8 protein-coding genes are annotated in these 12,955 nt (G+C 43.7%); all 8 read right to left on the bottom strand.

Annotated features, from left to right (window positions below):
• Positions 1-62: 62 nt before the first annotated feature.
• The 8 genes from J2Z48_RS09580 to J2Z48_RS09545 all read right to left on the bottom strand — a co-directional run bounded on the left by J2Z48_RS09580 (position 63) and on the right by J2Z48_RS09545 (position 12,927).
• Positions 63-377 (bottom strand): hypothetical protein, encoded by a 315-nt coding sequence (locus J2Z48_RS09580; protein WP_307252975.1) that lies wholly within the window; start codon positions 375-377, stop codon positions 63-65.
• On the bottom strand, positions 359-1,129 hold the full coding sequence (locus J2Z48_RS09575) for a hypothetical protein (RefSeq protein ID WP_307252971.1): 771 nt from the start codon (positions 1,127-1,129) through the stop codon (positions 359-361). The genes J2Z48_RS09580 and J2Z48_RS09575 overlap by 19 nt, the downstream gene beginning before the upstream one ends.
• Before the next feature lie 178 nt (positions 1,130-1,307).
• The gene (tkt, locus tag J2Z48_RS09570; protein WP_307252968.1) at positions 1,308-3,317 is read right to left on the bottom strand and encodes a transketolase; all 2,010 of its coding nucleotides are present in this window, start codon (positions 3,315-3,317) and stop codon (positions 1,308-1,310) included.
• A 72-nt stretch (positions 3,318-3,389) separates the two neighbouring features.
• Positions 3,390-3,854, bottom strand: coding sequence for a D-aminoacyl-tRNA deacylase (dtd, locus tag J2Z48_RS09565; RefSeq protein WP_307252965.1), 465 nt, complete (start codon positions 3,852-3,854; stop codon positions 3,390-3,392).
• A gap of 9 nt (positions 3,855-3,863) precedes the next feature.
• Complete coding sequence (locus tag J2Z48_RS09560; protein WP_307253062.1) at positions 3,864-6,044, bottom strand: RelA/SpoT family protein; 2,181 nt, start codon at positions 6,042-6,044, stop codon at positions 3,864-3,866.
• A gap of 151 nt (positions 6,045-6,195) precedes the next feature.
• Positions 6,196-6,537, bottom strand: a complete 342-nt coding sequence (locus J2Z48_RS09555; protein ID WP_307252963.1) for a hypothetical protein — start codon at positions 6,535-6,537, stop codon at positions 6,196-6,198.
• An 80-nt stretch (positions 6,538-6,617) separates the two neighbouring features.
• Positions 6,618-9,866, bottom strand: a complete 3,249-nt coding sequence (locus tag J2Z48_RS09550) for a UvrD-helicase domain-containing protein (protein ID WP_307252962.1) — start codon at positions 9,864-9,866, stop codon at positions 6,618-6,620.
• 16 nt (positions 9,867-9,882) lie between these two features.
• Positions 9,883-12,927, bottom strand: a complete 3,045-nt coding sequence (locus tag J2Z48_RS09545) for a PD-(D/E)XK nuclease family protein (RefSeq protein ID WP_307252960.1) — start codon at positions 12,925-12,927, stop codon at positions 9,883-9,885.
• Between the last annotated feature and the right edge of the window lie 28 nt (positions 12,928-12,955).

Raw genomic sequence — 12,955 nt, 5'->3', positions numbered from 1 at the left:
GGATAAAGAAAAAAGAATAAAGAACGAAAAACTTTATTTATCGGCAAAGCTAACTGTACTGATTAACCAGAATTAGGATAAAGGGAAAGGAGAGTCAGTTCGATCCTTGCGATGTTAGCGATCCTACTTAGCGTAGCAATCCGTAGTCGGGGCGTTTTGGTGCAACATGTTTGAGCGTTCTGTGCGAGTTTTGCACCTGCCCCGACGGCGGATGGCGAAGCGGACATCCCAACTTCTCTGAGGGATCGGTATCTGAGCAGGTATCGAACTGACTCTCCGAGCCCTCGATCACCCAATAGGTCCTTCATCACATGCTTACCTACATCAACACGTTTGCTTAAACGAAACGAAAAAGCCTCTATAGATTCCCCGGACACAGTGTATAAAGCTCTAACACGCTACTTTCTACCTTCGCGTCCGTATACATCTTCTCAATCTCTTCCTTTGCCTTCTTAGTCAAACATTTTCCTGACTTTAATCGATCTGGTATGTTTTGTTTGATTTGTTCGTTCATGTATAGGATTGCCTTGGCTCGTTCTAAGCGACTGGCAGTGATAAAGCCGGCTGTTTCTTTTTGTTGAATTTTATTACTGAGTGACCAACTCCATAGGTCTATTTTATCCCCATCCTGAAATGTCACATGATACTCTGGCTGGAAGCCATTTGAATCGCTCGCGCGAAATCCTGCACGAACTTCTTTGATTTCCGTCCACTTATATTCCTTTGTTTGAATGCCAAAAAGACTCGCTACTTTGATTCCAGATTGGTTCACAGATACATGGGTAGTGGTGTCCCATATGGACAATAGGAGACATACAACCACATAGATTCCCACTTTTTGTTTATACCTTTTGTTCCGAGCCTGACCAGAGCGTTTTTGTTCGCGAGTAGGGATCGCTGTTACGATTAACCCCATTATTAAGAGTGCTAAAAGGATCGTCACAATATTACCCATTGGACTTCGATAGTAGAAATATAGGTCCGTGTTACTATGGAAGAAAAGTCCCTCTATCCACATAGAGCCGAGCCAAACCAAGAGAAATGGGACGAAGATTAAAATAACCCCCATTACTACCCACTTCACAATCCGAAATACGATTCCAATAAAATCCTTTAATTGATCACTCATTGCTTAACCCCTCTAAAGATCAGGAGCATCTATCTACTTCTGTTACTCCGATCCTCTATGTAATCGCATTCATATATCATAAGCATACCATAGTTAACTAGTATAAGTTGACTGATCCGTACAAAAAAGCGCATCCCCTGAAGGCGATACGCTTTTGTCCATCAACACAAATGGATCGTTATCTGGAACGAACTTGGTGGAATTTCTCTACAACATTTCCTACATTAAAACCAAAGCGTTCCATCACAAGGTTACCTGGGGCAGATGCACCAAATGTATCAATCCCGATCACTTCACCTTGATCCCCAGTATACTTGTGCCAACCCATGGTGTGAGCCGCTTCAATCGCTACACGAGCACGAAGCTTTGCTGGTAGGATTGCCTCTTTCTCACCAGCAGATAAAAGGTCAAAGTTTTCACGACAAGGCATACTGACCACTCGTACATGTACATCCTCTTGTGCCAACTGCTCTTGAGCTTGAATCGCAAGGCTTACTTCAGAGCCTGTTGCAATCAAGATTCCTTCTGGTTGTCCATTTTTTGCTTCTGAAACGATGTAAGCGCCTTTTTCAATCAGTTCTTTACCTTTTCCGACAGAGCCTTCTAAGATCGGAAGGTTTTGGCGTGTTAAAGCCAGAACGACTGGATGCTCTGTTTGACTTACAGCATACGCCCATGCAGCCGAAGTTTCGTTTGCATCAGCAGGACGAACCACTTTTAGACCTGGGATGAGACGAAGGGACGGAACTTGCTCCACTGGCTCATGGGTAGGTCCATCTTCACCCACAGCGATGCTATCATGTGTAAATACATAGGTTACAGGCAACTTAGAAAGAGCCGCCAGACGAATAGCAGGACGTAGATAGTCAGAGAACACAAGGAATGTAGCTCCAAATGCTTTTACACCACCATGTAGTGCTAAACCATTCATTGCCGCTCCCATCGCATGTTCACGAACCCCAAACCAAACGTTACGACCTGCGTAGTCTTCGACATGGAACACGCCTGCGCCTTTCATTTCGGTGTTATTAGAAGATTTCAGGTCAGCAGAGCCACCCATTAACATAGGAACAGATTTTGCAAGACCTTGTAGCGCATTCCCGGAAGCAACACGTGTCGCAAGTGCTTTATCCCCCACTTGATAAGTAGGAAGAGATTGCTCCCATCCAGCTGGAAGAGTGCCTGCAAATGCCGCCTCTAATTCCTTAGCTAACTCTGGAAACTCTGTCTGATACTTCGCATACATCTTCTTCCACTCAGCATGCTTCGTCGTATACCGATCAAGCGTTTCAGCCAGATGAGCTCGTACTTCTTGTGGCACATGAAAATCTTCTTCATGCTCCCAGTTGTACGATTTGCGAGTACCGGCAATCTCTTCTTTTCCGAGTGGCTTTCCGTGAGCTTCGGAAGTACCCGCGCGGTTTGGACTACCATAACCAATCACGGTCCGTACTTCAATCATGGTTGGACGTCTTAGGTCCGCTTGCGCCTCTTCAATAGCCCGAGAGATTGCATCCGTGTCATTGCCATCTTCTACCCGAATCACTTGCCAACCGTAAGCCTCGAAGCGTTGTAATGTCTTTTCAGAGAAAGCATGGTTTAATTCGCCATCTAGTGAAATGTCGTTGGAATCATAAAGGCAAATTAGTTTACCAAGATTCATATGTCCAGCCATGGAGCATGCTTCGGAAGCAACCCCTTCCATTAGGTCGCCATCTGAACAAATTACATAGGTAAAGTGGTCCATAATAGGATAACCATCTTGGTTAAAACGCGCGGCTAGGTGAGCCTCTGCCATCGCCATACCCACAGCAGTTGAAATCCCTTGACCTAGTGGACCTGTAGTAGCTTCTACGCCTGAAGTATGTCCGACTTCAGGGTGACCCGGCGTTCTGCTTCCCCATTGACGGAATTGCTTTAAGTCCTCGATCGATACGTCAAATCCATAGAGATGTAGCAAACTATAAAGAAGGGCTGAACCATGACCTGCTGATAGAACAAAGCGATCTCGGTTCATCCACTTTGGATCTTTTGGATCTTGATTTAGGTAGTTATTCCACAGAGCATATGCCATTGGAGCGGCACCCATTGGTAATCCAGGGTGACCTGAGTTTGCTTTCTCAATTTGATCAATCGAAAGCAATCGAATGGTATTAATCGTATGTAAATCAATATGATTTGTTGTCAAGTCAGACAACCTCCTTGTAACTATTAAAACTCTACTCTTAGCTTAACTCACGCTAAGCTCCCATATCCATTATCAACTGAATTTCTTTTTCACAAGATCCTGGCTATCTAACAAAATCGTCACAGGACCGTCATTATGTAGGGAAACATCCATCATCGCACCAAATATCCCCGTTTGCACTTCCACTCCAAAATGGCGGAGTTGTTCATTAAATCGTTCATACAATGGCTGTGCTAACTCCGGTCTAGCCGCGGCCATGAAACTAGGTCGCCTACCTTTTCGACAATCACCGTATAAAGTAAACTGTGACACAGATAAGATCGCACCACCTAGATCGAGTAAGGATTTGTTCATCTTCCCTTCCTCATCTTCAAAGATCCGCAGATGGACTACTTTTTCTGCCAACGTTTGAACCTCTTCTTCACCATCATTTTCAGTAATACCAACAAGTAGTAGGAGCCCTTGATTAATGGCCCCTACTATTTGCTCGTCAACGGTAACACTCGCCTCTGAAACACGTTGTATGACGACTCGCATAATATCCCCTCACCCTTGTTGGAACATTCTCTGTACACTAATCACATCTGGAACTCTCTTGATTTTTTCCACTACGTTTCGCAAGTGTTTGCTATTTTTAATGGAGACTGTTAGATGGATCGCGGCAAAGCCTTTGCGGTGCACGCGGGCTACTACCCCAAAACAGTCCGCTTTTTGCTCAGAAACGGCTTGCAAGACATCATTCAGGAGACCACTACGATCAAATCCAGAGATCTCAATGTCCACCTGATACGTTCGGTTCGGATCGTCTGTCTCCCAGATAACTTGAATCGCCCGTTCTGGTTCGATCGTTTGGATATTCGGACACTCTAGGCGATGTACCGATACTCCTCTTCCTCGAGTGATAAAGCCGGTGATCTCTTCGCCAGGGACTGGATTACAGCAACGCGAGAGCCGAATCATCACATTATCAGCACCTGGAACGGTCACACCCGGCCCTGATCGATAGAACTTTTTCGGTTTGATTTCAGGGAGATTTGCGATGGCTTCCGCGATCGTTGGAGGTTCCTCATCACGTAATCCATGTGTGAGACGGCGGTATGCTTCATGAGCCGTAATTCCTCCATACCCTACTGCGGCATAAAGATCATCCGATTCATTCATATTAAACTTCTTACTCACTTCAAGTAGACGGTCATTTTTTAAGACTTCGCTACATTCGAAGTGATTCTTCTTCAGCACTGCTTCGATCATTTCCCGACCTTTGGCAATACTTTCTTCTTTGCGTTGCGTCTTAAACCAACTGCGGATTTTATTTCGTGCATGCGAAGATTTTACTAACTTGAGCCAATCTCTACTTGGACCAAAGCTGTGTTTACTCGTGATAATCTGTACTTGATCCCCTGTTCGCAACTTATAATCGAGAGGAACAATCTTGCCATTCACCTTGGAACCTACACACTTATTACCGATCTCGGTATGAATCCGGTACGCAAAGTCCAGCGGAACCGAGCCTGCCGGTAACTCAATGACATCCGATTTGGGCGTAAAGACAAAAACAGTATCTTTAAACCAATCTCCTTTAATGCTCTCCACAAACTCCTGCGCATTATTGGAGTCGTTTTGTAATTCCATCATCTCACGGAACCAAGTTAACTTTTCGTTAAAATCTTGCTCTCGCTCAACGCTTGTCCCTTCTTTATATGCCCAGTGAGCTGCGATCCCGAACTCTGCTGTCTTATGCATCTCAGTCGTTCGAATCTGAATCTCAATTGGCTCACCCCTTGGGCCATGAACCGTGGTATGAAGGGATTGGTATAGGTTGTTTTTCGGCATCGCAATATAATCTTTAAAACGACCTGGCATCGGGCGCCACATAGTATGAACAATCCCTAGCACCGCGTAACAATCCCGTAGGGACTCCACAATTACCCGAACAGCCATTAGATCATAGATCTCATTAAATGGTTTATGTTGGAGTGTCATTTTACGATAGATGCTATAAATATGCTTCGGTCTACCTGAGATATCCTCAAGAGGAATCTGGTACTTCTCAAATCTTCCTTTGAGCGTATCAATAATCTCGCTTAAAAAATGCTCCCGCTCCGTTCGCTTTTTCTTCATGAGAGAAGCAATTCGGTAGTAAGCTTGAGGCTCTTTATAACGAAGGGAGAGATCTTCTAGCTCCCACCTAATCTTCGAAATCCCAAGACGATGGGACAAAGGAGCAAATATCTCCAGTGTTTCCTCTGCATACTCGATCTGCTTCTTCTCCGACATATGTTGAACGGTACGCATATTATGCAATCGATCCGCTAACTTGATAATAACAACACGAACGTCCTTCGCCATCGCAATAAACATTTTACGATAATTCTCAGCTTGGTGCTCTGACTTAGACATATATTTAAAACTGCGCTTTAATTTGGTTAGCCCATCCACAATAAGAGCAACGGCATCACCGAACTGCTCTTGAATCTCTTCTAACTCCACGTCGGTATCTTCCACCACATCATGCAATAATGCTGCAATGAGGGTCGACAGATCCATCTTCAGTCCCATTAAAATCTCTGTTACGGCGACTGGATGGATGATAAAAGGGTCTCCCGATTTCCGCATCTGACCTCGATGCGCTTCTTCGGCAAACCGATAAGCTCTTTCTATATGGACTAGGTCTTCTTCAGCAAGATATGCTCTCCCCAAGTCCAGCAACGGGTTTAGTAGGTTCATCCAGTCATCACCACGCTCCCGAAATAGTTTGCTTATCATTATCTTATATCCACTTGTAAATGTAAAGGAGGTCTAATGGTCGAAGATTCATGATATCTGTATATAAAAAAGATCTGAAAAAAATTCTCCAGATCTTTTTTATAACCTTATTCTATGTTACATCTCGGATTGGCTTAGACTGCTTTCTCCATGTGAGGTGGAATACACTTAAAATGATTGCGGCTAAGGAGATCATGACGTTTGAATAAATTTCCCCAGACGTTTGGGTCATGACGAGACCGGCGATGATTCCTCCGTAGGAAGACCATTCGAAGATGGTTCGTAACATCTTCCATACTTTCCACAGATACTCTTTTATCAATAACTCATTTGGAGAAAACAGCTCCATGATTAATAAAACGACTAAACCGCCCATCCAAACAACGAGCGAGAAAATAATAATCCATGCAAATCCAGCTAATAAGTTCTGAAAAAACTCGGTAATCATTGACAAAACGACGACTCTCCTTTAAATAATACATACCATTCATTATCCGTGACTCTTTCGCATTTTTCAACGAAAGAGAAGACTATTCACGAATTTGTGCCTATTTTATCGCACAGCACGTTATATTCACAGTATGAACAATTCTTGCTTGGTTTCGTCGGCCAATTGAACATTTTTCTTTCCAATTGAAAAAAAGAACGTGTATTTTCAAGGAGTTTTTCGGCTTGATGCCACCACTGTGAGTCGATCTGTATGTTCTCTTCATGGTTACAATCTAGAAAATAAAGCGTAACTCCGTTTATCTCCATCCCTCTTGCACGCCACGCTAGCGAATAAAGTTGCAATTGCGGTAGATAAAAGGCCGTTTTTTCTGCGATATCTTCCACTTTCATCCGATCTGTTTTAAAGTCGATGATCTCCCAGCCATGATTCTGATCTTGGAGTAGCAAGTCCATTTGGCCACTTACCCGAAATCCGGGTGTCACGTATTGGAACGATTCCTCAGCTAATACCTTCTTCGACTCTGCGATCCTCTGAACTACCTGACTATCTAAAAACCTGGTTCGAATTTGCTCTAAATCTGGTTTTAAACCCTCCATTTCACGAGAATTTAGATGAAACAGATGAGCTATTTGGGCAAACCAATCCGGTTGTAACCAGAGTCTATCTGCTGAAGAGACGGTTCTCTCACAGAGATAGTGAACGATTTCCCCTCGCCGATTACCCGAGATATAAGGGACAGATGGCTTTTCTTCTACACGCTCAACATCTGGTATCGGTACCTGCAACACACGATGATAATAATATTTCCTCGGACAATGAACTAATTCTTTCCAATCCGTCACGCTGATCGGAATATGATCATATTTTCCAAATGGAATCGGCTCCGTAAATGGAATCACTAAGTGATCAAAGGTGTCTAATTTCCGATCGTCTTCTACTTGTGGGGATTTTACGAGAATCGTATTTTCATAAAGAATAGGTAGGGAATCAGAACCAAATGGAACAGACTCTCTTGGCTGAGCCAAATCCTTCTGGAGAATCCCTTTGAGCCAAGAGGCTATATCCTTTGACTTGGTAGATGTAGATTTCCCATTATTTTTCGTAATACCCAGAAATAGGTAATCTTCAGCCCGGGTTACAGCTACGTAAAATAAGCGCATCAGCTCTTGTGATTCCAATTCCTCTTCATAAAAGGCAGCCTCTTTCCAGCGAGGAAATTCAATTTTCGTCTTAACATAGCTCGGTCTCTTAAGATGATCAAATCCTTTTATGACTAAGCCCATCGTAGGATGGATCAACGATGACTCACGACTAACCGAGACAGGCGAAGTATTCCATAGATTAGAGAGGAAAACGATGGGGAACTCTAGACCTTTGGATTTATGAATCGTCATGATTCGAATGACATCTTCTCCCTCATCCCAGATTTCCGCCTCTGGTTCTTGATTGGCCTCAGATTGGTAGAGTTCCATTTTCTCTAGAAATCCTTCCAGTGTAAGGAGATCGGGGTCAGTTTCCATCTCCCATGACAAGCACCATTTCTCTAAATTGAAAACAGCCTGCGCCCCATTCGGTAATCCCCAAAGAATCGTCATATAGTTACTATGTTCGATGACCCACCGGATCAATTGTCCCGGGGTACGACGGTAACTTATTTGCTTAAGAGACTCATATAAAAAGCAAAATGTTTGTAATCGAAGCTGATCACCTTCACTTAGAATGGATTGATGAAGCCAACTCTGCGGGTCCCCATTCCAGCCCGTCTTAAGCGCAAGTCGAGTAATCCCTTCATCACTTATATGAGCAAACGGCGAACGCAAAGCTCCTACCCAATCTTCTGCACGAGCAGGTGTTAGCACAGTGGCAAAAAGATAGAGGAAATCTTGAATCTCCTGTGTCTCATAAAAGCCACTTCCACCCACGATCCGAACCGGGAGCCCCTGCGATCGAAGAATTTGCTCATATAAAGGTGCATCATTCATTTTCCTTAATAGCAATACCATATCACCATACTGAAACTTAGACCGTAATCGCTTCATCTGGTTGCTTATAATCATCGCCTCTTGTTCCACTAGCTTCTCGTTATTTGGATCCATATGAGAGAAGGAGATCAATTGGACAGGCTTCTCTATATCCTGATCCGATCTAGATGCTTGAATAGGGCGGAACTCATCTACTGGAAAAGCATGTTTACATAGTTGATTGCTAAACTGAACAATCCCCGTCTGAGAACGGTAATTATGTGTTAGGTGAAGATCCCCATTGCCTTGGTCCATCCATTCTTTTTGTGTTTCGATAAAAATAGAAACATCCGCACCACGAAAGCGATAAATCGACTGCTTCGGATCTCCAACTACAAATAAGTACCTTTTCTCCTCTAATGGTTCTGACAACATAAAATCAACTAACCGCTTCTGGAGACCATCTGTATCTTGATACTCATCGATCATTAAAGATTGAATCTGTTGCTGTATATGCAGGCGAAATGATGCATCTTTCTCTAACGCTTCACACACCATTTGAATTAAATCTTGATAATCATATCGGGCCTTCTGCTTTTTTAAGAGCTGATAGTATACATGAATCTCTTGCAAATAGAACAGGATTAATCGAGTTATCATTTCTTCCGATTCCCGATTCATTTCATGCTCTTCTGAAGCATCATGGTCTGAATGATGGAGGAGGCTCTCCGTCGTACAGTCTATTAATTTAGAGAGTGTCCATCCCAGATTCCTCCACTTTCGAGACAACTCAACTAGCATCGATTCCGCTCTTGTCCACCCGATTAATGAAAGGTAATACATCCACCATTCACGTTCGATCTCATTTCTTTGATGAAGTAATTGGGATGAGGAAAGCACATGGACAACTGCTTGTTCCAAAAGTCGGTTCGCTTCCCATTCTTCTAATACTTGAAAAAACGGATCGACTCCTGCTCGGACGGGCTCTGTCGACAAAATGGATTGGCAAAATGAATGAATGGTGTAAATACGAGCTTCATCTAGACATTGGCGAACTTCATTCCATGATTGATACTCTTCTTCCTCTCGCATTTTGCCTAATCGATCGATGATTCGTTCCATCTCTTTCCGCAAACGATCCCGCATCTCCGTTGCTGCTTTTTTCGTAAATGTGATAGCCACCATTTTACGAAGGTTCGATGGGTTCATGCCAAATTGATACAAGGTATACACAAAGCGCTTCACCAACACCCGAGTTTTCCCCGCACCAGCTCCTGCCATGACAACACAACGATACTCCTTGCTGAGCACTGCTTTCTTTTGCTCCTCTGACAATGACTCACAGATGAGTTCCTCCATCCATTTTTCCATGGCAACCTCCCCCTTTCTATTTTGAGTTCTGATATCGACAAAATCGCTTTGCTGCGCAATAAGACGGGCAATTCCAAGTTGGCTTCACCTTCACTTCTCCAGAACGTAACGCTTGTATCTGCTCCGCTAACCTTCTTCTCATATGATGATGCACCTCTGACCATTGCTGTGGATCTAATCCCTTTACAGATCGATGAATGTTTGCCTTTTGTTGGACAAGGCCTGCTCTCCATAATCCCAGAGATCTCCTTTCCGATGTGTAGAATGCACCCCCTATCAGTTGTTCCTCTGAATATCCAAACCCCTCCTGCAATACCCAAAGATAGAGTGGAAGCTGAATCGCTTTTCCTTCATACAACTCTTGTAATGTAGGGAGATTGTTACCCGATTTATAGTCATATACAACAAGGTGTTCCTCGTCCATATCCACTCGATCCATCTTTCCTCTAACCTGAATCTTCATATCCTTTGTCAAGGAGATCATAACAGGCTCTCGTTTCGACTCGGGATCCACATGGTCAGGTGAATCCATGGGGAGACCAAATGACAATTCTAGAAATGTGGGTTGAAGTGAGTGTTTCTCCTTTCCCCCTATTCGTCCTTTTTCTTCTAGCCCCATAAACTGCATGAGCCTTCTTGTTTCTTTTCGCTGTTCGATTTCCTTGACGATATGTGGATAATGCGGAAACTCGTCTCTTGAAAATTCCTCGAATAATCCCTCCACATCGGATATTGAAAAAGAAAGGCTTTCCCAATCCTCTCCTTGTTCTTGAAATTTTTTGAACAAAGCATATAAAGAGGCATGTATCGCATTTCCCGCAACCATTCTAGATAAGCCCCGACCCTGTTGCTCGCGTGATTTCACATTCCATACCCTCTGTGCAAGATATCGAAAGCGACAGCTCATCAATACATCTAACTCTGAAGCACTCCATACTTTTGTCGCTAGTACATGAGATAGCTGATCCGCATCCACTCCTAAAGAACCAAACCAAGGGGATGGAGTCTGAGCATGTCTCGATCGAGAAATTTGAATCTCCTCTTTTAACTCTGGCCCGATTCGATCCAACCATTCGTCTGATTGGAAAACGGATTCTTTTGCGATGGCATAAACCATATCCTTCGAGCGAATCCAGCAATCGGGAGATAGCATGTGCTGACTAGACTTCGACTCATCATCGTACTCAGGCAAGCATTGGATTACTTCACTTATATAAGGAGATGGATTAAGCGGATCACCCGTCTCCCCGCGTATGGAATAGGAGAACACAACCTGATCTTGTGCACTCATCACCGCCATCAGAAAGGAAAGTTTCTGTCGCTCTTTAATATGGTCGGAGGTACGAAGCCAAATGGATTCTTTGCTTAGCTCCCTCCGCAATTGATCTGGAAATAGCCAGTCTTCTTGATAAGAACCCGGCCAATTTTTTTCTTCACACCCGAGTAAAATGACTTTGGTAAAAGGCTGACCACAAATCATATTGGCCGCTAGTAAACGTACCCCACCACCCTCTTCGGGATCGATGATTAATTGAACATGGGATAGCCAATTTGTCACCTCTTGGGCAAAATCACGGAAACTCCATATAGACGTGTTTGTCGTATCACCCTTACTCATCTCCTGACACCACTGCTCCATTTTCGTCCAGAGGCGACTATTTTCAATCCAATCTTGTAATGATTCATCGTCTCGAAAAACCGCAACGTTAGGGCGTAAACGAATAGCCGCCCATGACCCGAACCACGAATACCAGTCTAACTTCCGATTAACTTCCGGGATTTGCCCGATCCATCTCCATAACTCCAAGACCTGTTCTGCATACTCTGGTTCGGTCGCTTCGAGCCAACATTGCAAAAGCTCATCTGAGGCATAGTGCGATTTCCTCCATGATGACTGGGGTTCGTTCCAAGAAGTTAGCGGAATAGCAGCTGAGCGGGATAAAAATGGAATCGTCGTTATATCACCCTCTCTACAAGCAAAAGCAGAGCGAATAACTTGTCCCATAGATTGTTCCATCCCAGATTGAACACGTGGCAAATGAAACGGAACTCCCGCTTCCGTTGCCAATCTTCTGACGAGAGGTGCATACACATCCCATTGCTCTGTCACAAGTGCAATTTGCTCCCCCGGTATGTGGTTACGTATCATCCATTCTTTCACTTGGCGAATCGCCCGTCGAACTTCCAAACTCTTATGGTTTGCCTGCCAGATTTGTACACTGTCATCTACTGTCACAAAGGGTTTCACTGCTTGGTCTGAGACAAAGAGAGATTGTTTTAGATGTTGTAGAGCTGTTTCTTCTTTGGTATCTGTAGATAGGATGACGGCCATACCTGTTGTGTAGTCATTGACCTGAAAACCGACCTTCTGCAAACGCTGTAATGTGGCTTTTACCGAGCTAAAGCCACTTCGTTTTAGATCGTATAGTAGGTGGAATTCAACCGTAGCATTACGAGAGACCAATCCCGATAACAAGCTTTCCTGGATATAGTGTAGATCATGAAATTGTTCAAAAATAAAGACTTCTCCTGTTAGATCGCGTTCTTTTAGTCCTTCTAACAATGTCAGATACGCTTGTTCTGGATCTAACCAGTTATATTGTTTCAGTTTCTGCTGGTATCGTTCATATAAACAAACGAGTCCTTGAGCCAATTGATTTTCCTTAGGCAATAGCCGCCGTAAGCGTGAGGGAATCACACCCGCCCTCTTCATTTCCCCAATCCATTTTTCACTCTTCACAACCCAAGAAAAAGATTCAACTGTAAGCTCTCGCCACTGTGTAAACCAGCCCTCCTCAGCCCCTTCATCCATACAGGTTTCAATGCACTTATATCGAAAGTGTGGACTCTTCATTTCCCGACTATCTTCGTTCATTCGAATCACCATTTGATCCATGGTCATCACTTGGACGGAGCTAGAAAAGATTTCGGAACGATAACGGGATACTAATTCACTACTAGGAAACACATATGTAATCCGTTTTGATTCACTATACTCTTTTGTAAACAGAGCTAATCGCCCCGTTTGTTCGATGGGGTGAAGCGTAATGACTCCGGACATCGAAAAATCCCCTCCTATCTTATCCTTA

Origin of the sequence: Croceifilum oryzae (genome assembly GCF_030814315.1) — a bacterium.
Taxonomy (GTDB): domain Bacteria; phylum Bacillota; class Bacilli; order Thermoactinomycetales; family Thermoactinomycetaceae; genus Baia; species Baia oryzae.
Note: the sequence above shows the minus strand (reverse complement) of the source record. Positions and strands in the feature narration are given on the sequence as shown.

What these genes read in the sequence shown, in the direction of transcription:
- J2Z48_RS09575 (WP_307252971.1), bottom strand. Translation starts at nt 1,129, where the DNA reads ATGAGTGATCAATTAAAGGATTTTATTGGAATCGTATTTCGGATTGTG.
- dtd (WP_307252965.1), bottom strand. Translation starts at nt 3,854, where the DNA reads ATGCGAGTCGTCATACAACGTGTTTCAGAGGCGAGTGTTACCGTTGAC.
- J2Z48_RS09560 (WP_307253062.1), bottom strand. Translation starts at nt 6,044, where the DNA reads ATGAACCTACTAAACCCGTTGCTGGACTTGGGGAGAGCATATCTTGCT.
- J2Z48_RS09550 (WP_307252962.1), bottom strand. Translation starts at nt 9,866, where the DNA reads ATGGAAAAATGGATGGAGGAACTCATCTGTGAGTCATTGTCAGAGGAG.
- J2Z48_RS09545 (WP_307252960.1), bottom strand. Translation starts at nt 12,927, where the DNA reads ATGTCCGGAGTCATTACGCTTCACCCCATCGAACAAACGGGGCGATTA.